Below are 21268 nucleotides of genomic sequence, written 5' to 3'. Positions count from 1 at the left end.
AAATGCTATTTTTACATAGTGCAGACCTGCATATCGACCGATCATTTGAAGGGGTCCATCTGTTATCTGAAAAAGTGAAGACCCAACTCCCTGCTATCAATCAAAAAATCATCCGTAATTTGGTGGATGTTGCTTTAGAAAAAGCGGTCGATTTTGTTTTGCTGGCTGGGGATACATTCCATCAAGCACGGCCGAGTCTAAAAGTGCAGCATGACTTTTTTGCCCAACTGCAACGACTGGGAGAAGCAGAGATCCCAGTCTATATGATTTTCGGCAACCATGATTATTATGATCCGCAACGGTATTGGTTTGCTTTTCCAGAAAACGTCATTCTCTTTTCATCGGAAGAAGCTCAAACGGTACAAGGAACAACGAAAAACGGTGAAACCTATGCAATCAGTGGATTTAGCTACCAACATCCTTGGATCGCTGAAAATAAAGTAACAGAATTTCCCGCAAGAGCAGCGGTGGATTACCATATTGGGCTTTACCACGGGGATCAAGCCGGTGAACGGTATGCCCCCTTTTCAATCAGTGAAATGAAGCAAAAAGGCTATGATTATTGGGGCTTGGGGCACATCCATGTACCTAAGACGCTCTCAGAGCAACCACCGATCCTCTATCCCGGTACGCCTCAAGGAAAGACCAAGAAAGAGCAGGCGACTGGGGTGATTTTGGCAGAATTATCGCCACAAGGACCAACAATCGAGCGCTTGGAGATCGCGGAAATCGCTTGGCAAAAGCAAGTGGTCTCCTTAGCGGATGTGACCGCCTCGAATGCCGTATTGCCAGCGATCATCGAGCGCTTAAAAAGTCCTCGTTCGCGCTTGCTGCATCTGGTGTTGACCGATGTGCAGCAGCTGCCGCCAGATTGGTTTCCAGCTGCGGAAAAAAATGAATGGCTGACCTACCTCAATGAACGGTTGGCACAAACAGAGCCGCTGCAAGTAATCTATGCCCTTGAAGTCGAGCAAGCCAATGAAGACAAGATCGCATTGGCGGTACCACAAGACTATATGCTGCAGTTTTTAGCGATGTATGAGTCACCAGAGATCTTTGCGGACCGACTGTCCGATCTATTGCAGCATCCGCTGATCCAGCGGGGGATCACCCATGAATCATTTCAAGAAGAAGTCTTGCAGCAAGCCAAGCAATTGTTGAAAGACGACTTTCAATGGGAGGAGCAGTCATGAGAATTTTAAAAGCAGAGATTACCGGTTTTGGGAAATACCATGAACAAAGCTTTGCCTTTCATCCGCAAAATCAGCTGCTCTTTGGGCACAACGAGATCGGAAAATCGACGTTGTATCAATTTATTGCCGCCATCTTATTTGGCTTTCCGAAAAAGACAGCCAAGAAAAAAGACTATACCCCCAAAAACGGTGCAGCTTACGGTGGCAAGTTATGGTTGGCGCTGGAACCCTTCGGCGAAGTGATCGTGGAACGCTATCGGCATGTAGACCGCGGTCGTGCCAAAGTCCATGTCGCTGGTCAGACGGTCGATGAGCAATGGCTGGCACAACACCTGCAGCCCCTCAATCGAGCATTGTTCTTCGATGTCTTTACCTTTCAGCAAGAGCAATTGACCCAGATCGATAAGCTAGAAGAAAATGAGCTGCACCAAGCGTTGATTTCTCTGGGAATCAGCGGCAGTCAAAAAATGCTGCAGCAAGTGGCACAATATGAAACCATCAATCAGCAGCAATACAAGCCACGGGGGCAAAAGCTGCCTTTGAATCAGGCGTTAAAACAATTAGAAAAACTGCAAAAAACGATTGCGGAAAAAGAAAGCGAAGAAAGCCGCATCCAACAGCAGTATCAGCAGATCGCCCAGTTGCAAGAACAGATCCAAGACTTGCGACACCAGTTTCAAGCATTGAATGAAGCCTATCAGGAAAATCAGCAGCAGATGAGTCATTGGGGTCTTTATGAAGAGTGGCAGCAAATGGCACCAGCAGATACGTTAGCCGATCCTCAGCAAGTCCAAGCCATCAAACAGTTTTATCAGCAGTATCAGCAGCTGACGGAAGAAATTCGCAAAAAAGAAGCTGAATTAGATCAGTTGGAGCAAGGAAAAGAATCAGATAAGTATTTCTTTTACCTTGATCACGAGCACCAAATCAATCACTTGCTGCAGCAGCAAGTGACGATGGTGCGTTTGGCAGATCGTGAAGCAGCGGCCAATCAACAAGAAGCCGTCGCCATCACGGAGCTGAATCGCTTGATCGAAAAGCGCCAATGGAGCAGAGAATCGCCGCCGCTAGTAACGGCTTCGATCCATGAACAAACCACACGTTTACTACAAGAACGTGTGCAGTTAGAAGAGCTCGAAAAGCGCATGATGCGTTTAGAAGAAAAAGCGCAGCCTTTGCAAGCCACCGCAGCTCGCTTAGAACAGCAGCATCCTCAATTGATTGGCCGCAAGCCGGTTTCTCGCCCGCTATGGCCGCTAGGGATCGTCGGTGGGCTGCTAGTAGTGATCGGTATCTTTTTGCCGAGTCCGTGGCGCTGGCTTGCTCTAGGTGTAGGGATCGCAGCGATCATTGGCAGTGTTTTGCCGTTGATGAAAGCAGCGCCAAACAAACAGCAAGGCATCAAACAGGAATGGCAGACGGTTCTCATGCAGCTGGATCTGCTGGGAGAAGAGTTGGCGCAGCTGGGAAATGAACAGCAGCAAAAGCAGCAGCAGATCGATCGTGCCCACCAAGCCTTAGCCCCCTTTTTTGGTGATTTGCCGGTGGAAAGCTGGCAGTCGTATTTATTAGCCTATGATGAAGATGTTGCTAGCTATCAAGCCTACTCACAGCAGCGCAAACAAGCCTATCAAGAACGGCAAGCCGTCGCAGAAGAACTGGCCCCCTTTGACGAGCAGTTCCGACCTTATGCTGAGTGGCTGCCGTTGCAAAACAAAACCTTGTTAGAAAAAGCAGCGATCTTGCAGAGGTTTAATGAAGAGATGCAAACAATCAAGCTTTCACGACTGCAACAACCTAGCACGCTGCTGGCCCAACAGTTGACCCGCACCCGCAATGAACGCGACCAGCTGCTTTCCCAGGCCAGTGATCTCTTGCAGCAACAAGGCTTAGATCACCCTGCAGAAATCAGCCTCTGGTTGAAGCAATGGGAAGCGGCGCAACGCACGCAGCAGCGATCAGAAGAATTGGCGGTGATGTTAACACCGATTTATCCTAAACCAGTGACACAAGCAGAATTGCTGCAGCAAAAAGACCAGATCAAGCAGCAGCAAACACAGCTTCAGGCACAAATACAGCAGTTGACGGAGCAAAAACAGCGTTTGGAATTAGAAGCAGCAGCTAGTCAAAAAAATGGCACCTTGAATCAGCTTTATCAAGAAGAAAGTGAGCTAAAGGCGGTCATTGAAGAACTTGCTGTGGCATGGGGGAGTCGTCAGTTGGCGGCTTCGATTTTAACGGATGTCACGACCGAGTTGTCAGAACAGCAATTGCCGCAGCTATTGTCGGCTGCTTCAACCTATTTTGAACAGCTATCAAACGGACGTTATCAAAAGATTCTTTTGGAAAATGGCTTGTTGGTAGCGGCAAATGCCAGCGAGATGTTTTCGATCATCGACCTGTCCACAGGCACGAAGGATCAGTTAATCATGGCGTTACGCTTCGGTTATCTAGCACTGCAAAAAAATCACCCATTGTGTCCAATCATTATTGATGATGGTTGGCTGTATTATGATAGTGTTCGTAAGGAACGGTTTGCCGCACTGTTAAAAGAGTTTGGGCAAAGTTATCAAGTAATTTGTTTGTCTTCTGACCAAGAAATGGTAAGCTATTATCAGAAGTACCAGCAGCCTATCCAGGATCTGAGTAAAGGAAGTGAAAGATTTGGCTGATCGGCCAAATAAGCCCATGAAAAAAATTCGTGAATTAACTGTTGATGAAACGTTTCAACTTTTCTTGCTGATCAAGAATGCCGATGTGCGGATCGCGAAAAACGGCAAAAAATTTATTGCCTTCACCTTTCAAGATACATCCGGCACGATCGACGGAAAGTTCTGGGATGCATCAGATGAAGAAATCGCCCGTTTTGAACCCGGGAAAGTAGTACTGCTAGATGGAAAACGGGAGGTCTACCAAGGCAATCCGCAAGTCAAAATCATGCATTTGCGTTTAGCGAAACCGGAAGAGCCCCATGAACCAAGCCAATACATGGAAAAAGCACCCTTGCGAAAAGAAGAGATGGAAGAAGAAATCAGTCAAACCTTGTTTGAGATCACGAATCCTCACTGGAATCGAATCGTCCGTTTCTTACTGAACAAGTATAAAAAGGAATTCTTTGACTTTCCAGCTGCGAAGCGCAATCACCATGCCTTCGCCAGTGGATTGGCGTATCATACGACCACTATGCTGCGGTTAGGAAAAGCAATCGTCAAAGAGTACCCTGAATTGAATGCTTCACTACTGTATGCGGGTATCATTTTGCATGATTTAGGAAAAGTGATCGAGTTGACAGGTCCGATGACGACAGAGTATACCTTGGCGGGGAATCTAGTAGGGCATTTGGTCTTAGTGGATGAAGAAATCACGCAAGCCTGTATGGCTTTGAAATTTGATGACAAAGAAGAAGATATCGTTGTTTTGCGGCATATGGTTTTAGCCCACCATGGCTTATTAGAATATGGGTCACCTGTTCGCCCCCGCATAATGGAAGCGGAGATCCTCCATCAAATCGATAATTTGGATGCTTCCATGCAAATGATGCTGACGTCGATTCGTTTAACGGAACCTGGTCAATACACAGACCGAATTTTTGGCATGGACAATCGGAGTTTTTATGTACCGAAAGAAGTGTAGCGGTGACCTTGTAGCACGATCAACCAAAGTGAATGACGGAAAGAACAAAAACCACGCTAGGCTTGCTTAGCGTGGTTTTTCAGATGTTGGAAAAAGTAGCTGAATCGGCAATATTAACCTAATTAGCATAAAAAAAGAAGCGCCGCTACGACGGCACTTCTTTTTTCGTTTATTCAGCAGAAGAATCTGTAGCACTTTCACTCGTTGCAGTAGAATCATCGGTTGCATCAGTAGCAGAAGAATCTGCCGCTGAGCTGTCCGTTGCATCGTTAGCAGAAGAGTCAGCAGTTGAATCTTCTGTTTCGGCCGCTGTGATGTAATCAGAAAGCAAGTCTGCTAAGTCAGAGTCTTTCATTTTCACATTAGCTGCTTGCAATTCTTGACCGATCGTTGCTGCCATAAAGGTTGAATCATTCAACAAAGTGTTTTGAGCAATTTCAGTCAATTCATCTTTGTATTTATCCATATCGTTGCCTTTGTCTTGGTTTTTCACCATTTTCACAATATAGTATTCCGTCGTGTAAGTTGACGTGTTGGTTGCAGAGATCACTTCAGAGATTTCACCATCTTTTAAGTCAAAAGCGGCTGTTTTTACTTCACTTGGTACAGCTGATGAAGTAGAATCGAATTTGATCGTTCCGCCATCTTCTTTTGTTGCCGCATCCGTTGATTTTTCTTTAGCGATTTCGCCAAAGTCTGCATCATCTTTTTTCGCTTCTTCTAAGACGTCTTTGGCATCATCTTCACTTGCTACTTTGATGATTTGTGCTTCTACTTCAGGGTGGAAAGAATCCCAAGCAGTTTTCATGTCTTCATCAGTGATATCCATGTTGGCTTTTAAGCCTTCACGTAACGCAAGTTGTTGTTTTAATTCTGCACGGTAAGATTTCACCGTATAACCAGAGGCAGTCAATGTTGATTCAAAGGAATCACTGCCGCCGTATTGCTCAGCCACGTTGTTGAATTGTTCGTCGATCATTTCTTCCGTTACGTCATCGCCGTATTTTTCATTAAAGACTTTCAAGACGATCATTTCACGCAACGCTTGTTGATTTTCTGTACTTGTTTTTGCTTTGTCATAAAAATCTTGAACAGTGATTTTACCGCCCTTCATTGTTGCGATTTCCTCACTTGAGTTACCACAAGCCGCTAATGCAAAAAGACTCATTGCACTGACTGCTACTAAAATTAATTTTTTCTTCATTCGTTTAAGCACTCCTAATTCTAAAAAGTTTCATAATAATCACTGCACCTACTATACCACTTCTAGAAATGGTTGGAAAGAAAACAGCGGATGTTTCAAACAAAATTCATAAAAACTACAAATTTTCGATTTGTTTGTCATCCTCGGCGCTTTGGGCTTGAATCGTCGTGATGTGCTGATTCAATTGTTCCATTTGGGTTTTTATCCGAGCAAGGCGCGGTTGTGCTTGGAATTTGAAGGCTTCCAAATCTTTCGTGAAAGATTCGGTCACAACTGGGATCGTTTCGTCGATCGTTTTGCGGGTTACCATCACAGCATCTTTGAGCTGTTTGACACTGTCATTGAATTCTAAGGTCGCTTCTGTCGTGTCATCTAAATAGCGAATCAATTCTTCACGGGTTTCATTGCCGCTTTTTGGTGCAAAAAGCAAACCGCCTAAGCCGCCGGCGATGGAACCGAACAAAAGTCCTTTAAGAAAATTACCGATCATTTAGTTCACCTGCTTTCCAATTTTTTCGGCGATTGCCGCCAGCTCTTCCCCCGTGTAATTCTCTGCATGATTGCCAAAATGGATCTTGAAATCATCGTCTTTGCTGTAGCGAGGAATCAAATGGACATGGGAATGGAAGACGGATTGGTACGCCAATTCTTTATTGTTGTTGATGATATTTAAGCCTTCGATCTCAGGGAATGCTTTTTCGATCGCCCGAGCAATCTTAGGGATACGGGCAAAAACCGCTGCTGCCAACGTTTCATCGTACTCGAAAATATCCGTCACATGCGTTTTGGGAATGACCAATGTATGACCAGGGGTGACTTGGGAAATATCTAAAAAGGCATAGACTTGCTCATCCTCGTAGACTTTGTAGCTAGGAATCTCACGATTATTGATTTTACAAAAAATACAATTTTCCATTGTAAAAAACCTCCTTGATCTATTACCTCTACTTTACCATATTTTGCTTTTTTTCGTCTGGTTTCCTCTTTGAAAAAGTCGGAACAAGGCAACTGTTCCTTCAACAAAGGCGCTTTTTTAAAGAAATGCGAAAAGCAAGCGAGAAACGCTTGCATTTAGATTCCAACAACCCTAGACTTAATATCAGAAATCATTTGGAAAGAAGGAACCTATGAAACCGATCATTAAAGAAACCTTACAGAAAAAAACAACGACTTCAGCGAAGCTTCGCTACTTAGCCTATGCCTATAAAGAGTGGTTGATCGCGATCACGCTGTTTGTGGTGTTTGCTGGTTCAATCACTTATTCTCTGACACGTCCGCAAGAAGAAGTAGTCAATGCCGCCATTGTCACTGAAACAGCAATGGACCCTGCGGTGCAAAGTGAATTGGAAGCAGCCGTTGAAGCATGGGCAATAGATCAAGGGTATCAAAAAGAAGAGCTGCGGATCAGCCTGGTTTCTTATGCCGAACCAGCCGCTGTCCAAGCCTTTACCACCCGTCTTGCCGCTGGTGCCATCCAAATGGTCGTCTTTCCAGCCAGCGAAGCACAAACGTGGCAAGAGCGCTTTGGCAGCCAAGAACTAGCGCAAGAAATCATTACAGTGGGAGAAAATGAATTTATCCTGCAAGTCACGAATAAAGAAAAATAAACAACTGTTTTGCCAGCTGACTGAATTGAACAAAAAGAGCCTACGTTGACAAAGAGCCATAATCAGGCGAATCGGAGGGAAAAAATGACTTTACAAGTAGCAAACGTGACAGGCGGCTACAATCAGCTGCCAGTCTTAAAAAATATTGATTTTACGATCGGCGATGGGGAGCTCGTTGGCTTGATCGGCTTGAACGGGGCAGGGAAGAGTACGACGATCAAAGAAATCATCGGTTTACTGCAACCTCATAGCGGCACCATCACGATCGATGGCTTGACCCTTAAAGAAAACCCAGAGCAATACCGCAAACAAATCGGGTATATCCCCGAAACTCCTTCTTTATATGAAGAATTGACCTTAAGAGAGCACATTGAAGTGACGGCGATGGCCTACGATCTTCCACAAGAAGAAGCCATGAAGCGAGCAGAACGCCTGCTAAAAACCTTTCGCTTAGAAAACAAACTCGATTGGTTCCCGGCAAACTTTTCAAAAGGGATGAAACAAAAAGTCATGGTACTGTGTGCCTTTTTGATTGAGCCGAGTGTCTACATCATTGATGAACCCTTTCTAGGATTAGATCCTTTAGCGATCAATGCGTTATTGGAACTGATGAATGAGATGAAACAAACCGGGGCATCTATTTTGATGTCCACCCACATTTTAGCAACCGCAGAGAAGTATTGTGACAAATTCATCCTCTTGCATAACGGTGAGATCCGCGCACAAGGGACATTGGCGGAACTAAGAAGCCAATTTCAAGCACCAGAAGCCTCCCTTGATGATCTGTACCTCGCACTGACAAAGGAGAGTCAAGCATGAAGCAGTTTTTCTCGCAACGCTTACAGCGGCATCAAAAACAGATGACACGCTATTTGCGCTATGTCTTCAATGATCATTTTGCTTTGATCAGCACCTTCTTAGTCGGAGGTCTGGGGCTCTATTATTCTGAATTGCTAAAAACATTGCCGCGGCCGTTTCCATTAGGCGGCATCATCGTGGTCGCTGTTTGGCTCTTTGTTTTACCGCTGGGACGCTTAGCGACACTGACGAAACCGGCAGATTTGATTTTTCTGTTAGCCAAAGAAGGACAAATGACAAGTTATCTCAGCCAGGCGTTACGTTATTCCCTCTGGCTGCCCTTTGGGGTTTTATTTTTAGCCGTAGGGGCAACGATGCCTTTGGTCGTGGTCACAGCAAAAAGCACCTTTGCCTCATTCCCATACTTTTTAGGGATGATGTGGCTCTTAAAACTGGGGGATCTTTCACTACAACGGATTCGTTTGTATCAAGAAACTCAGCAGCAAGTCAAACAGCAGCGAGGCATCTGGTTCGCAAGTGCGTTAGCTGCCACACTTGCCAGTATTTATGTAGCACCTTGGCTAGGATTGGGGATCAGCATCTTCCAAGCAATCTGGTTCCTCTTTGGACTGAAAGCCAATAGCCAGCTTTTGGATTGGGACTATATGATCCAAGCCGAACAGTCGCGCTTAATGCGTATCTATCGTTTTATCAACTTATTTACAGATGTTCCCCAAATCACGACGGAAGCCAAACGGCGCAAATACCTCGACTGGCTGCTGGCAAAGATCAAACCAGTGCACAGCAATACGTACCTCTATCTTTACTTGCGCCGAGTGATCCGTGGGGGGCAATATGGCGGGCTTTATGTCCGTTTGACTTTGATTGGTGGGTTCGTCTTATTCTTTGTCGATGAGCTTTGGATCAGTCTGCTGATCGGCTGCTTGTTTCTTTATCTGATCGGTTTCCAACTGATTCCTTTGATCAATGAGTTTCAATACATGGTTTTGACACATCTGTATCCCGTGCCAGAAAAACAAAAAGCCGCAGCGATCAAAAAAATTCTTGGGGCACTCTTACTGGTGACCGCAGTTCTTTTCGGTGTGATCTGTTGCTTGCGCTTGCCTTTTGTTTGGCAAGGCGGTATCGCGTTTCTTGGCTTCTTAGGGTTTGCGGGTCTTTTTTTAGGCATCTACTTGCCAGGGCGATTAAAGAAAATGCACGCCTGATCCACAAGTGGCCTCTCTTACAAAAAGCGAACGCATATGCGCTTGACGGCGACCCATTAGGAAGCTAGAATAAGAGGTACTGCGAAATAAGGAGAGAAGCTAGGATGGATATTCGCTTGGATCAAGATTGGCGTATGCGGCCAATCAAAGGCGACACCGGGAAAGCCTATATCGGGCTCAAGGACAACGACAAAGTCTTTATCAAACGAAATACGACCCCGATGCTTGCGGCACTCTCTAAAGAGGGCATTGCACCCAAACTCGTCTGGACGAAACGGACGGGAAATGGGGATACGCTCTCCGCACAAGAATGGCTGGATGGACGGGTCTTAGATCCCGATGAAATCGGCCAAAGAAATGATGTCATTGATGTGTTGTATCACTTGCATCATTCAAAAACGTTGGCACAGATGCTAAGCAAAATCGGCGGACAAGTCAGATCGCCTGAACAGATGCTGATGGATTATCAGGATCAGCTGCCTTCTGCGGTCGCCCAAAACCGTTTTATTCATTTGGTCACCGAGTATTTAAAAACCAATATTCCAGCTTTTGACGAGCAGAAAGCCGCGGTCGTCCATGGCGATGTCAATTATCGAAATTGGCTAGTTTGTCAAAACTATTTGTATTTAGTCGATTGGGATTCCGTGATGTTTGCAGATCCGGCAATCGATATCGGCACTATTTTAGGTCACTATGTGCCATTATCTGGCTGGTCTCATTGGCTCGTGCGCTATGGTATCCACAGCAGCAGCGAAGTGATCGAAAAGATTTATTGGTACGCATTGTTGAGTATGCTGCAAGAGGTCAAAAAATATTATCTGCGAGGCGATTACAAAGCCATGAATGCAGAGATTTTACAATTAAAACGAATTTATAGCGAATGAAGAGAAGATGGAGCGAGGCAATTTGGTTCCATCTTGTTTTTTCGGAAAGGAAGAAACATGAGAGTAAGAAAACGTGCAGGTGCAAAAGAGCTGATTGACGCTCATCCAGAATACGTCGTGGCAGAGCCTACTGAATGGAAAGGGCGTTGGCATGAACGCTTTGGCAATGATCACCCGCTGCATATCGAAATTGGAATGGGAAAAGGCCAATTTATTACGGAAATGGCGAAAGCTCATCCCGAGATCAATTATATTGGTGTGGAAATGCAGATTAGTGTCGTTTCGATCGCATTAGATAAAATGATCGAGCAGGAGATCCCGAACTTGCAACTGCTGCATGTCGATGGTTCCGCATTGACCAACTATTTTGCAGACAATGAAGTAGACCAGATCTATTTGAATTTTTCTGATCCATGGCCTAAGAAGAAGCATGAGAAGCGCCGTTTGACTTCCAAAGCCTTTTTAGCAGTCGACGAGCAGATTTTACGTCCCAACGGCGAGATCCATTTCAAAACGGATAACCAAGGATTGTTTGAGTATTCCTTAGCGAGCTTTTCTCAATACGGCATGATTATCAAACAAGTTTGGTTGGACTTGCATAACAGTTCCTTTGAGAACAATATCATGACGGAATATGAAGAAAAATTCTCAAGCCGCGGGCAGCGGATCTATCGGGTGGAAGCCCAATTTGTGGCAAAAGAACCACAGAAATAAACGAATGATGAAAGATGAAGCAAATTTGCTTCATCTTTTTTTTCTATTCTCAAAGCGTTTGCGTATTTCTTTTTAGGAGGGATAAGTCGTGGATATTCGAGCATTCTCAGACGAGTTGATTCTTTATGGAAGACAAGAACGCATGCAGGATCTGACCATTTTGCCTAGCGGTACACAGATGGAGGTGATTTTCAGTAAAAGCTATCTCAGAAAGACCTATCAAGTACTGACCAACGAAGAAGCTCAGCAGCTGATCACCCGCTTCAAATTTTTAGGAGGAATGGAGGTGGGAGAACGGCGCAAAGCTCAGTTAGGCGCAGTCAGCTATCTGTTAGGCGATCAGCTACAGCGGTTGCGCGTCTCAACGGTGGGTGATTATCAAGGGCGTGAAAGTCTCGTGATGCGGTTTCTTTATCCTTTGAACAAGGAGCATCTGCGCTATTTTTTTGCAGAAGACGTCCAGCAGATCCAACAGACAACCAAACAAAGAGGCCTATATTTATTTTCTGGTCCCACTGGCTCAGGAAAATCGACCCTCATGTATCAATTAGCACGGGCAACCAAGGGACAAGTCATTACCATCGAAGATCCTGTGGAGATTGAAGAGCCGCATTTTTTGCAGCTGCAGACCAATTTGAAAATCGGACAAGACTATGATGAATTGATTCGCTTGTCTTTACGGCATCGTCCGGACCTGCTTTTGATTGGCGAGATCCGTAACAAAGAGACGGCGCAAGCCGCTGTACGAGCCGCTCTGACAGGTCATCGAGTATTTGCCACGATCCATGCACGAGGCGTAGCAGAAACCAAGACACGGCTGCTGGAATTGCTAGGGGCAGACGATCTTCTGGCGCACGCGTTGCAAGGGATCGTTTATCAGCGATTGTTGCCGAATGAAGTCAACGAACCCCATGGATTGCTGGCGTATCACTTTTATGAGGGGCAAGTGGAAAAACAGTGGCAGCACGTATTAAAACGAGTGAAAGAAAGTGGGTGGATCACCGATGAAGTTTATGAAAAAGAAGCCCCAGCTACCACGCCGTGCAACTGAAGCCCTCTTGGTCACCTTCACGGTGTTATTGGAGAGTGGCTTTTCCCTACAAGAAAGCCTCCAAGTGTTGCTGCGCAGTCGCCAGTTTTCTGAACCTGTGATCGAACAGCTGATTGCCCATCTTGCCCAAGGGCAAAGCTTGGCAGCAGCAGTAGCGCCGTTGTCTTTATCGGCTACCGAAAAAAATCAGCTTTATTTAGCAGAAAGTCATGGGAATCTCACGACGACCTTGCGGCGGATGGTCGACTACCACAAATTGGTCAACAAGCAAAAACAGCTGCTGTACAAAGTAGCGGCCTATCCGCTTTTGCTACTGGTCTTTTTAGTGGCGGCTCTCTTTGGCATGCATCGCTTTTTAATGCCTCAATTGTTAGCCTCTGGCATGATCGACGAAGGTCATTGGGGCATTCGCGCCATCACTTGGGCACCAGCAGTACTTATCCTCTTCTTGTTGGTAAGTGTGCTGCTTTTTGTGATCAGCCGCTGGGTATTTGCCCGCCGCACTGCCTTGCAAAAAGCTGTATTCTTCAGCCACCTGCCATTGTTCGGAGCATTGTACACGAGTTATCACACGAGTTTTTTCGCATTGGAATGGGGCAAGTTGTTTCAGCAAGGGTTAGATATCCAACAGATCATTGAGTGTATGGAGCACACCAATAAAGCTACCTTGATCCAAGAATTAGCGCGAGAGTTGCGAGTGACCTTGACACTTGGCGGAGAACTCCCAGAAAAACTTCGTCATTTCTCGTTTCTCACACCAGAATTTTCTTTGATCGTCTTTCAAGGAGAAGTACGGGGAAAGTTAGGAGAAGAGCTTTTTTTATACAGTCAATTATTGATGGATCGCTTGTTTCAACGAATCGAAAAAGCTATTCACTGGGTTCAGCCTCTGATTTTTTTGTTGGTTGCTTTAATGATCGTTGGGATCTATGCCGCTATGTTTTTACCAATCTATGGAAATATCCAAGGAGTGATCGAATGATAGAAAAGAAAGTCGCCTCTTCTCGCAAGCAGGGGATTTGGCGTGTCAAAAAAGGCTTTACATTGGTTGAAATGTTGGTTGTTTTATTAGTGATCAGTATTTTGGTTTTGTTGTTTGTCCCAAATCTTGCCAAGCAAAGAGGAATCATTGATGAGAAAGGAAATGCGGCCATCGTGAAAGTGGTGGAAACCCAGATCGAACTCTTTCGTCTGAATGAAAATCGGGAGCCCTCGAGAGAAGAATTGATCGCTGAAGGGTATGTATCTGAGGAGCAATATGCGATTTATGAGCAAGGGGACTAAGGGCTGTCGACGTTGCTCTTTTGCTGGTTTTACTTTAATAGAAAGCCTTTTGGTCCTCATGGTCAGTAGTATGTTTCTCTTTTTTCCCGTCGTGGCCATCGAGTACTATCAACGATCTGCTGAAGTCTTAGGCTTTTGTGCACGCTTAGAAAAAGGCCTCTATACCATACAGCAATCGGCCATCATCGATAACACACAAACCCGAGCCGTTTATCAAGCAGCGCCAACGCCAACTGTTTCATTTTATGGCGCTGCAACTGAGCCGGTCACCAAGATCGAAGTCCCTCCTCAACTAGCGATGCAGGCGTTTCCCGATATTCTTTTTAGTAGTCAGTCCGGCAACAATAGCAGTCTGCGAAGGATCGTTTTCTATTGGCAGGAGAAAAAGCAAACCATCAGCTATAAGTTTTTATTTGGGAGCGGACGCTATGAAAAAATCGTTGAATAGCGGGTTCATCTTAGCAGAAAGCCTGATTGGCTTTGGGGTGTTGGCAACCTGTGTGTTATTGTTTTTAGCGATGCAGACCGCTTCACTGACGCAAAGTGCGGCATTTCAGGAAAAAGCCCAAATGCTGCGGGTGCTGTATGAAGAAGTCCAGAACCACTCCTTTGATGCGTCAACCATTACCTACACGACGCAGCGTCAGACGGTCTATCAAGTTCGCTTTTGGCAAGCAGCGCAGCATCAACAGGCACGCATCCAAAGTGGCGAACAGCTCTGGGAGATTGTGTATGAAGAGTAAAGGCTTTACTTTGTTGGAGTGTCTGTTGTCTTTATGGGTATTGGCGATCTGCTTATTGATGATCAGCGGGATCGTCAAGCACCTCGCACCGGTCAATCAGCAGATCATGGCTCGCAAAGATCAAGAATGGCATGTTTTTTTGTTTCAGTTGGAACGGGAATTAAGTACCTGTGTCTATCTATCAGTCAGCGAGAACACGCTATATTTGCGAAGCAGTCAAAACAATTCGGTAACGATCGATCGCATCAACCGAGTGTTGCGGAAACGGGACAACAATGGCTATCAACCGTTGTTGACAGAAGTGGCAGATGTGTCTTTTGAGAAAATTGGCGCAGCGATCCGCTTTACCGTTTCCTTTGAGAATGGAGACCAGAAAATTGGACAATGGAAAATACACTCACAAGAGGCGGCATAAAGGCGGTATTTTACTCACAGCATTGTTGTTTGTGCAGCTGTTGAGCTTGATGTTATTGCTGGTGTTAGAAAACAGCCGCACAACAGCCCTTTTTTATACAAAAACCATTGAAACCTATGAAGCCCTTATTATGAGTGAACTTTTCCATGCGGAATTCTTGCAAAACGAGTTGGAAGATCGAGGGACACGGTTTTATAATGTAGGAAAGTTGACTTATGAACGGCAAGGACAGAGCTTACAGATCGAATGCTATGTCAAAAGTCGGCGATTTACTTTTACCTTTTTGTTGCCTGAAGAGCAGCCTGAAATAGACACAGATGACCAAGAAGAATAGTACAGGAAAAGGATGGTTGTTTCGACCATCCTTTTTCATACAGAAATAGAAAAAGAATGTTTACAGCTTCACAAATTATTCTAAACGAAAGCGATTGATTATTTTGGATGAATCGGCTAAAATTAAACAGGTATATATGTTGTTATAGTTTTGAAAAGAGGTGCAAGATGTCCGCAGAAAAAATGGAAACGTCTTTTCATTTGACCGTTGAAGCGATCCAACTGCTTCAAAACGCATTGGAAACGTCTTTTTTTGATGCTTACGTAGAGACGATCGAAAATTTTGTTGATCAATACCAAGTTCGCGTGATCGATGGGGTACCAGATGAAGCAACTGCTGCTCGTTTAGAAACCATCTATCAAGAAATTCGAGCAATGGAACTATCGGCAGAAGAAAAACGCAAGCTTGCGCAGTTGGTTTTGTTGAAAGGCAGCCAAACGGAGCGCCTGCAGGCCAATCACCAACTGACACCAGATAGTCTTGGGTTTTTATTCGTCTATTTGATCGAGCAGTTGAGTAGTGCCGATCAACCAGTGAAACTTCTTGATTTATCGGTAGGCATGGGGAATCTCTTATTGACAGTCTTGCTGAATCTGCAATTAGCCAAGCGTCCAGTAGAAGGAACCGGTGTGGATATTGACGAAACCTTGTTGGCGATCGCAGCTGCAACTGGCGAATGGACCAAAGCGCCCTTGCATTTGTTCCATCAAGATGGCTTGCAAGAGCTTTTGATCGAACCGATGGATCTGGCGATCAGCGATCTACCGGTGGGCTATTACCCACAAGATGACAAAGCCCGCAGCTTTATTACGGCGGCTCCAGAAGGACACAGTTACGCCCATCATTTGTTGATGGAACAAGCGATGAACTATGTCAAAGCTGGCGGTTACGGTTTGTTCTTACTACCAAGCAATTTCTTGGAAACGGAACAGAGTGAATTTTTGAAAAAATGGCTGAAAGAAAAGGTTTATTTGCAAGGAATGATTCAGCTTCCTGAAGAACTCTTTAAAAATGAACATTCACGTAAAAGTATATTGCTTTTACAAAACCACGGAGGGACAAGCAAACAAGCAGAAGAAGTCTTGCTGGTCAAGCTAGCCTCACTGAAAGAACCAAAGAACATCACAAAACTTTTTGAACAATTTGCGGCTTGGAAAGCAGCAAATCTGTAATATAATTCGGATAAGGAGATCATCATGTCAAAAACAATCGCAATCAATGCTGGAAGTTCAAGTTTAAAATGGCAATTATATCAAATGCCAGAGGAAACAGTTGTCGCTAAAGGAATCGTTGAACGAATCGGTTTGAAAGATTCTATCTTTACCATCAAATATGGGGAAGATCAAAAATTCGAACAAATCATCGACATCAACGATCACGAAGTAGCTGTAAAAATGTTATTGGATCAACTGATCGAATTAAACATTTTAGGTGCTTATGATGAAATCACTGGCGTCGGTCACCGCGTCGTTCACGGCGGAGAAGATTTCCCTGATTCAGTTGTGATCACAGACGAAGTGATGGAACGCATCCAAGCATTGGCTGAATTTGCGCCATTACACAACCCAGCAAACTTGATGGGGATCACTGCTTTCAAAAAAATCTTGCCTGAAATCATCAGTGTCGCTGTTTTTGATACTTCTTTCCATGCAACGATGCCAAAACACAATTACCTATACAGCTTGCCATTAGAGTACTATAACGAGTTCAAAGTACGTAAATACGGCTTCCACGGTACAAGCCACCGTTATGTTTCTGAGCGTGCGGCAGAAATGTTAGGCAAACCAATCGAAGAATTAAAAATCATCACTTGCCATCTAGGGAACGGTGCGTCGATCACTGCAGTTGACGGCGGAAAATCAGTAGATACATCAATGGGCTTCACGCCGTTAGCTGGTGTAACGATGGGAACGCGTTCTGGTGACATCGATCCTGCTGTTTTGCCTTACTTAATGGAAAAATTAGATTTGAACATCGATGAAATGGTGGATGTTTTAAACAAAAAATCTGGTTTATTAGGCTTAACTGGTATTTCCAGCGACATGCGCGATCTAGAAGCAAACTACGACAAAGAAGAAGTCAAAGTTGCTTATGACGTCTTTACTGACCGCATCCGTAAATACATCGGTGGCTATGTAACGACCATGAACGGTGTCGATGCGATCGTCTTTACTGCTGGTATCGGTGAAAATGATGCCCACGTCCGCAGCGAAGTTATCAAAGGCATGACTTGGTTTGGTTGCGAATTAGATGCCGATCAAAATGCAAAACGCGGCGAAGAATTAGTGATCTCAACTGAAGAGTCAAAAGTCAAAGTACTTTTGATCCCAACAGATGAAGAATTAATGATCGCTCGTGATGTGGAACGTTTACGCGGCTAAGCGAAAACATTTCTTAGAATAGAAGCTGAAACACATGCAAGAGAAATGCTTGCATGTGTTTTTTTGTAGGAAAGTCCGCAAAACGGGACTAGAGAGAAAAATTGGTGAAGACCATTTTCTAATTTTTTAAACAGAAAATTTAATAATTATACATATGAAAATTGGCTCATACTGCACCTAGGTGGATGGCTTCTCATTTTGCTTTCATTTGAATTTAAATTTCCTTCCTTTTTTACAAGATGTTCTCAGGGAAATACCCTTGTAAAAGTTGCCAAATGGGAATAAACTGGCATTTGTGAATTTTCAGAAAAATTCCGCTATTTTATTTTCATTAATTTTTATAAGGGGCCATTACATATGGAAAAAGAAAAAACATTCTTAGGTCAGCCGCGAGGGCTGTCGACGTTATTCTTCACGGAAATGTGGGAACGATTCAGTTACTATGGTATGCGGGCGATTTTGGTGTACTTCATGTACGATGCAGTTGCCAACGGCGGCTTAGGGTTGCCAAAAGGAACGGCTGTGGCGATCATGTCGATTTACGGTTCCTTAGTGTATATGTCAAGTATTGTTGGCGGTTGGATCTCGGACCGTCTGTTAGGATCAAATAAATCCGTCTTTTATGGTGGAATCTTGATCATGTTAGGACACATCGTCTTGGCAACACCTTTAGGGATTCCAGCGTTGTTTGTGTCCATGATGCTGATCGTCATCGGAACCGGACTATTGAAATCCAACGTGTCGGGTATGGTGGGGCATTTGTACAGCAAAGACGATATCCGTCGGGATGCTGGTTTCTCAATTTTCTACATGGGGATCAATATCGGTGGCTTGTTAGCACCGATCATCGTCGGGATCTTAGGACAAGAGGTCAACTACCACTTAGGCTTTTCGATTGCTGCTATCGGGATGTTTATCGGTTTGGTGCAGTATTATGTGCAAGGAAAAACCACGTTGAAAAGTGTAGCGATCGCGCCAACGAATCCCTTATCGGCAGCCGAAAAGAAAACCTTCTTCCGAGCAGTCGTTCTAGTTCTTCTCGCATTGGCAGTGTTATTTGGCGCAGCTGCTGCAACAGGCCATCTGACGGTTGATTTCTTCATCAACTTCATCAGTGTTTTAGGTATTTTCTTGCCGATCTACTACTTTACCAAAATGCTGCGTTCGAAAGATGTCACACCAGATGAAAAGAAAAAAGTGTTGGCCTACATTCCGCTGTTCTTGTCAGCGATCGTCTTTTGGTCCTTAGAAGAACAAGGCTCATCGATCTTGGCATTGTTTGCTGCTGACCGTACGCAATCAACGTTATTCGGCATCAATATTCCAGCAAGTTTGTATCAAACCTTAAATCCACTTTTTGTCGTCTTACTGACACCTGTCTTTGTCTGGTTGTGGACCAAACTAGGTTCTCGCCAACCCCGGACAGAAGTGAAGTTTGCCATTGGTTTGGTCTTAGCCGGTTTGTCCTTTCTATTGCTAATGCTGCCAAGCCTCTTGTTTGGAGTAGAAGAACGGGTCAGCCCATTATGGTTGGTATTGAGCTTCTTCATTATGATCGCGGGGGAAATGTGTCTTTCACCTGTGGGCTTGTCGGTGACGACCAAACTAGCGCCGAAAGCTTTCGAAGCACAAACCTTGGCGATTTGGTTGTTAGCAGACGCTTCTTCACAAGCCATCAATGCGCAAATCGCTCGGTTCTATACACCACAAACAGAAGGGATGTACTATGGCATCGTCGGCGGAGTAGCCGTTGTTGTCGGCATCATCTTGTATTTAGCTAGAAAACCGATCCGCAACTTGATCGGCAACATTCATTGATCAAAAAATAAAAACTTGATTTTCCGCCTATGCATGGATTGAACAACCCATGCTTACTGTAGGAAAATCAAGTTTTTTTGTTGCGAATCAATGTCTTAGTCAATCAATGGGCTTAGTGGCTGGCGTGTGATCTGCTGCTGTGCAATGACCAGGGCTTCTTGGAAGTGCTGCTGCAAAAAGTAGCGGTCATGGCTGACTGCCAGCAGGGTTCCTTGATAATCTTGCAGCATTTCTTCAATTTCTTCTCGGGCATAGCTGTCGAGGTGATTGGTTGGTTCATCCAAAATCAGGACGTTGATTTTTTCTAAAAAGAGTTTCAGTAACGCCAAACGGATTTTTTCACCACCGGATAGATCTTTGATTCGTTTGGCCACATCACCTTGATAAAAACCACTTTTGGCTAATTGCCGACGAGCCGTTTCTTCGTTTCCTGTCAATGTATGGACGTAGGCTAATAGGCGGCTCTCGGGATCGGCAAACTGCAGCTGCTGGGGCAAATAGCCGATCTGTAAGCTGCTGCCGCGCTTGATAGTGCCGCCGCTAGGAAGCTCCTGACCGAGAAGTAATGTGAGTAAGGTTGATTTTCCGGTACCATTGTCGCCGATGATGGCTAGATGCTCCCCACGGTAGACCGCAAAACTGCTGTCTTTGAATAAGACTTGGCCGGCGTATTGCTGGTGCAAATCGTGAACGATGAACACCTCTTTGCCTGATTTTCCGCCATTTGCCAAGCCTTGCAGCCGATTTTTCGGGGGCGCTGGCGGTTTGACCAGTGTAAGTTTCGCTAGGCGGCGTTCCAATTCTTTGGCTTTTTTGAAGAAGGATTCATTGTCTCCTTCATGGCCCCACTGACGAAATCGACGAATCATGACTTTCAGTCGCTGGACTTCTTTTTGCTGCAGTTCGTAATTTTTGGTCAGCTCCGCCAAGCGAGCTTCTTTCAAGACACGAAATCGGCTATAGTTCCCAGGATACTCAATCAGGGCGCCTTCTTCCAGTTCCCAGGTCTTGGTGGTGACTTGATCGAGAAAGTGTCGATCGTGAGAAACGACTAGAACCGCTTTTTTCGTATTCTGTAAATAATTTTCCAACCAGCGGATACTTGAAAGATCCAAGTGATTGGTTGGTTCATCCAGTAACAGCAAGTCAGCATCGGTGACTAACACTTTGGCTAAAGCGACTTTGACCCGTTCACCCCCGCTAAGGTCTGTTAACCGTGCGTCCTGCCGATGGGGAATTCCTAACCCTTGTAAGATCGCGGAAATTCGGTCTTCTAATCCATAACCGCCCAACTCTTCAAAGCGCTGCTGCAACTCGCCATAACGGATCAGACACTTCTCTAAATCAGTATTGGGTTCTGCCATCAAGGCTTCGTAATGACTCATTTGTTGTTTGAGTTCTTGAATGTTAGCAGCAGAATGGAGCAGGTAGTGGGTAACGGTTGCTTCAGAAACTGTCAGCTCTTGCTCGACCGTCCCGATCCTTAAGCCTTTTTGGCGGCTGATAACGCCGCTATCGACGCCTTCACTGCCAGTCAAGATTTGTAAAAAGGTTGATTTGCCCGTTCCGTTGATGCCGACTAAGGCAATTTTTTCCCCAGCGTCGATTTGGCAGGATAACTCCTCAAATAACGGATTCCCGCCGATGGTTTTTTTAATAGCAATTGCTTGTATGATCATGATCTCTCTCCTTGAGACCACTCAAAAAGGCCATGGATATCCATGGCCAGTGTTATTTAAACTCAGATTTTTTTGAGAAAAATACCTTGAGATGGCCATTGATTTTACGTAAATTTAACTGTTTTGGACAGATTAGTCCCGTCAAAAGCAACTGTAAAACCAATTGCATGGCTAAATGCGATATGGTATCGTTGGTAATTTTCATTACTTGTTATTTTAGTCATGCGCATCATGGTCGTTTTCCCTCCTTTGTGTCTTTGTCTTTTCAGTGTACCTGAAAGTATCAGAAAGTTCAACCAGG

At 44.8% G+C, this 21268-nt stretch carries 22 protein-coding genes; 18 read left to right on the top strand and 4 right to left on the bottom strand.

What is annotated here, in order from left to right:
- Nucleotides 1-2: 2 nt before the first annotated feature.
- The 3 genes from IGJ17_RS15060 to IGJ17_RS15050 are packed head-to-tail and all read left to right on the top strand — an operon-like array spanning nucleotide 3 to nucleotide 4826.
- Nucleotides 3-1193, top strand: coding sequence for a metallophosphoesterase family protein (locus IGJ17_RS15060; protein ID WP_429961590.1), 1191 nt, complete (start codon nucleotides 3-5; stop codon nucleotides 1191-1193).
- The gene (locus tag IGJ17_RS15055; RefSeq protein ID WP_429961589.1) at nucleotides 1190-3865 is read left to right on the top strand and encodes an AAA family ATPase; all 2676 of its coding nucleotides are present in this window, start codon (nucleotides 1190-1192) and stop codon (nucleotides 3863-3865) included. Before IGJ17_RS15060 ends, IGJ17_RS15055 begins: the two co-directional genes overlap by 4 nt.
- Nucleotides 3866-3881: 16 nt before the next feature.
- Nucleotides 3882-4826: a 3'-5' exoribonuclease YhaM family protein gene (locus IGJ17_RS15050; protein WP_034872173.1), complete on the top strand. Its 945-nt coding sequence runs from the start codon at nucleotides 3882-3884 to the stop codon at nucleotides 4824-4826.
- Between the two features lie 169 nt (nucleotides 4827-4995).
- Here the strand turns inward: IGJ17_RS15050 and IGJ17_RS15045 are convergent, their stop codons facing one another.
- From IGJ17_RS15045 to IGJ17_RS15035, 3 genes are all read right to left on the bottom strand, one after another.
- Complete coding sequence (locus tag IGJ17_RS15045) at nucleotides 4996-6030, bottom strand: peptidylprolyl isomerase (protein WP_420657249.1); 1035 nt, start codon at nucleotides 6028-6030, stop codon at nucleotides 4996-4998.
- 115 nt (nucleotides 6031-6145) lie between these two features.
- A complete protein-coding gene (locus IGJ17_RS15040) occupies nucleotides 6146-6520 on the bottom strand; it encodes a YtxH domain-containing protein (RefSeq protein ID WP_005227717.1) in 375 nt (124 codons plus the stop codon).
- Entirely contained in the window at nucleotides 6521-6946 is a 426-nt protein-coding gene (locus IGJ17_RS15035; RefSeq protein WP_005233401.1) for an HIT family protein, read from the bottom strand.
- Nucleotides 6947-7157: 211 nt separating this feature from the next.
- Between IGJ17_RS15035 and IGJ17_RS15030 the strand changes: the two genes are divergently transcribed.
- The 15 genes from IGJ17_RS15030 to IGJ17_RS14960 all read left to right on the top strand — a co-directional run bounded on the left by IGJ17_RS15030 (nucleotide 7158) and on the right by IGJ17_RS14960 (nucleotide 19288).
- Entirely contained in the window at nucleotides 7158-7637 is a 480-nt protein-coding gene (locus tag IGJ17_RS15030) for a hypothetical protein (RefSeq protein WP_005233404.1), read from the top strand.
- Nucleotides 7638-7721: 84 nt separating this feature from the next.
- Nucleotides 7722-8456, top strand: a complete 735-nt coding sequence (locus tag IGJ17_RS15025; protein ID WP_005233406.1) for an ABC transporter ATP-binding protein — start codon at nucleotides 7722-7724, stop codon at nucleotides 8454-8456.
- Entirely contained in the window at nucleotides 8453-9664 is a 1212-nt protein-coding gene (locus tag IGJ17_RS15020) for an ABC transporter permease (protein ID WP_142437353.1), read from the top strand. The genes IGJ17_RS15025 and IGJ17_RS15020 overlap by 4 nt, the downstream gene beginning before the upstream one ends.
- Nucleotides 9665-9768: 104 nt before the next feature.
- Nucleotides 9769-10548, top strand: coding sequence for a phosphotransferase family protein (locus IGJ17_RS15015; protein ID WP_005233409.1), 780 nt, complete (start codon nucleotides 9769-9771; stop codon nucleotides 10546-10548).
- Between the two features lie 57 nt (nucleotides 10549-10605).
- A complete protein-coding gene (gene trmB / locus IGJ17_RS15010; RefSeq protein WP_005233410.1) occupies nucleotides 10606-11262 on the top strand; it encodes a tRNA (guanosine(46)-N7)-methyltransferase TrmB in 657 nt (218 codons plus the stop codon).
- An 88-nt stretch (nucleotides 11263-11350) separates the two neighbouring features.
- The gene (gene comGA, locus IGJ17_RS15005) at nucleotides 11351-12313 is read left to right on the top strand and encodes a competence type IV pilus ATPase ComGA (RefSeq protein ID WP_061053364.1); all 963 of its coding nucleotides are present in this window, start codon (nucleotides 11351-11353) and stop codon (nucleotides 12311-12313) included.
- Nucleotides 12267-13295, top strand: coding sequence for a competence type IV pilus assembly protein ComGB (comGB, locus tag IGJ17_RS15000; RefSeq protein ID WP_016612983.1), 1029 nt, complete (start codon nucleotides 12267-12269; stop codon nucleotides 13293-13295). Before comGA ends, comGB begins: the two co-directional genes overlap by 47 nt.
- Entirely contained in the window at nucleotides 13292-13597 is a 306-nt protein-coding gene (gene comGC / locus IGJ17_RS14995) for a competence type IV pilus major pilin ComGC (protein ID WP_005233413.1), read from the top strand. The genes comGB and comGC overlap by 4 nt, the downstream gene beginning before the upstream one ends.
- A complete protein-coding gene (gene comGD / locus IGJ17_RS14990) occupies nucleotides 13581-14045 on the top strand; it encodes a competence type IV pilus minor pilin ComGD (RefSeq protein WP_005233414.1) in 465 nt (154 codons plus the stop codon). The genes comGC and comGD overlap by 17 nt, the downstream gene beginning before the upstream one ends.
- Nucleotides 14026-14340, top strand: a complete 315-nt coding sequence (locus IGJ17_RS14985) for a hypothetical protein (protein ID WP_142437354.1) — start codon at nucleotides 14026-14028, stop codon at nucleotides 14338-14340. The genes comGD and IGJ17_RS14985 overlap by 20 nt, the downstream gene beginning before the upstream one ends.
- Nucleotides 14330-14755 (top strand): competence type IV pilus minor pilin ComGF, encoded by a 426-nt coding sequence (gene comGF / locus IGJ17_RS14980; protein WP_005233416.1) that lies wholly within the window; start codon nucleotides 14330-14332, stop codon nucleotides 14753-14755. The genes IGJ17_RS14985 and comGF overlap by 11 nt, the downstream gene beginning before the upstream one ends.
- Nucleotides 14718-15089, top strand: a complete 372-nt coding sequence (gene comGG, locus IGJ17_RS14975) for a competence type IV pilus minor pilin ComGG (protein WP_228085030.1) — start codon at nucleotides 14718-14720, stop codon at nucleotides 15087-15089. Before comGF ends, comGG begins: the two co-directional genes overlap by 38 nt.
- 167 nt (nucleotides 15090-15256) lie before the next feature.
- Nucleotides 15257-16261 (top strand): class I SAM-dependent methyltransferase, encoded by a 1005-nt coding sequence (locus IGJ17_RS14970; RefSeq protein ID WP_005233418.1) that lies wholly within the window; start codon nucleotides 15257-15259, stop codon nucleotides 16259-16261.
- A gap of 24 nt (nucleotides 16262-16285) precedes the next feature.
- A complete protein-coding gene (locus tag IGJ17_RS14965) occupies nucleotides 16286-17470 on the top strand; it encodes an acetate/propionate family kinase (protein WP_005233419.1) in 1185 nt (394 codons plus the stop codon).
- Nucleotides 17471-17827: 357 nt separating this feature from the next.
- Complete coding sequence (locus IGJ17_RS14960) at nucleotides 17828-19288, top strand: peptide MFS transporter (RefSeq protein ID WP_005227746.1); 1461 nt, start codon at nucleotides 17828-17830, stop codon at nucleotides 19286-19288.
- Nucleotides 19289-19383: 95 nt separating this feature from the next.
- Here the strand turns inward: IGJ17_RS14960 and abc-f are convergent, their stop codons facing one another.
- Nucleotides 19384-20967, bottom strand: coding sequence for a ribosomal protection-like ABC-F family protein (abc-f, locus tag IGJ17_RS14955; protein WP_142437356.1), 1584 nt, complete (start codon nucleotides 20965-20967; stop codon nucleotides 19384-19386).
- Nucleotides 20968-21268: the final 301 nt, after the last annotated feature.

Source organism: Enterococcus sp. DIV1096b (genome assembly GCF_050498765.1).
GTDB lineage: Bacteria > Bacillota > Bacilli > Lactobacillales > Enterococcaceae > Enterococcus_D > Enterococcus_D entomosocium.
The sequence above is the reverse complement of the archived record's forward strand: the minus strand, read 5'-3'. Positions and strand labels throughout refer to the sequence as shown.

Bases quoted from the DNA above. Each gene is read 5' to 3' on its own strand.
- IGJ17_RS15060 (WP_429961590.1), top strand. From the start codon at position 3: ATGCTATTTTTACATAGTGCAGACCTGCATATCGACCGATCATTTGAA.
- IGJ17_RS15055 (WP_429961589.1), top strand. From the start codon at position 1,190: ATGAGAATTTTAAAAGCAGAGATTACCGGTTTTGGGAAATACCATGAA.
- IGJ17_RS15050 (WP_034872173.1), top strand. From the start codon at position 3,882: ATGAAAAAAATTCGTGAATTAACTGTTGATGAAACGTTTCAACTTTTC.
- IGJ17_RS15045 (WP_420657249.1), bottom strand. From the start codon at position 6,030: ATGAAGAAAAAATTAATTTTAGTAGCAGTCAGTGCAATGAGTCTTTTT.
- IGJ17_RS15040 (WP_005227717.1), bottom strand. From the start codon at position 6,520: ATGATCGGTAATTTTCTTAAAGGACTTTTGTTCGGTTCCATCGCCGGC.
- IGJ17_RS15035 (WP_005233401.1), bottom strand. From the start codon at position 6,946: ATGGAAAATTGTATTTTTTGTAAAATCAATAATCGTGAGATTCCTAGC.
- IGJ17_RS15030 (WP_005233404.1), top strand. From the start codon at position 7,158: ATGAAACCGATCATTAAAGAAACCTTACAGAAAAAAACAACGACTTCA.
- IGJ17_RS15025 (WP_005233406.1), top strand. From the start codon at position 7,722: ATGACTTTACAAGTAGCAAACGTGACAGGCGGCTACAATCAGCTGCCA.
- IGJ17_RS15020 (WP_142437353.1), top strand. From the start codon at position 8,453: ATGAAGCAGTTTTTCTCGCAACGCTTACAGCGGCATCAAAAACAGATG.
- IGJ17_RS15015 (WP_005233409.1), top strand. From the start codon at position 9,769: ATGGATATTCGCTTGGATCAAGATTGGCGTATGCGGCCAATCAAAGGC.
- trmB (WP_005233410.1), top strand. From the start codon at position 10,606: ATGAGAGTAAGAAAACGTGCAGGTGCAAAAGAGCTGATTGACGCTCAT.
- comGB (WP_016612983.1), top strand. From the start codon at position 12,267: ATGAAGTTTATGAAAAAGAAGCCCCAGCTACCACGCCGTGCAACTGAA.
- comGC (WP_005233413.1), top strand. From the start codon at position 13,292: ATGATAGAAAAGAAAGTCGCCTCTTCTCGCAAGCAGGGGATTTGGCGT.
- comGD (WP_005233414.1), top strand. From the start codon at position 13,581: ATGAGCAAGGGGACTAAGGGCTGTCGACGTTGCTCTTTTGCTGGTTTT.
- IGJ17_RS14985 (WP_142437354.1), top strand. From the start codon at position 14,026: ATGAAAAAATCGTTGAATAGCGGGTTCATCTTAGCAGAAAGCCTGATT.
- comGF (WP_005233416.1), top strand. From the start codon at position 14,330: ATGAAGAGTAAAGGCTTTACTTTGTTGGAGTGTCTGTTGTCTTTATGG.
- IGJ17_RS14970 (WP_005233418.1), top strand. From the start codon at position 15,257: ATGTCCGCAGAAAAAATGGAAACGTCTTTTCATTTGACCGTTGAAGCG.
- IGJ17_RS14965 (WP_005233419.1), top strand. From the start codon at position 16,286: ATGTCAAAAACAATCGCAATCAATGCTGGAAGTTCAAGTTTAAAATGG.
- IGJ17_RS14960 (WP_005227746.1), top strand. From the start codon at position 17,828: ATGGAAAAAGAAAAAACATTCTTAGGTCAGCCGCGAGGGCTGTCGACG.
- abc-f (WP_142437356.1), bottom strand. From the start codon at position 20,967: ATGATCATACAAGCAATTGCTATTAAAAAAACCATCGGCGGGAATCCG.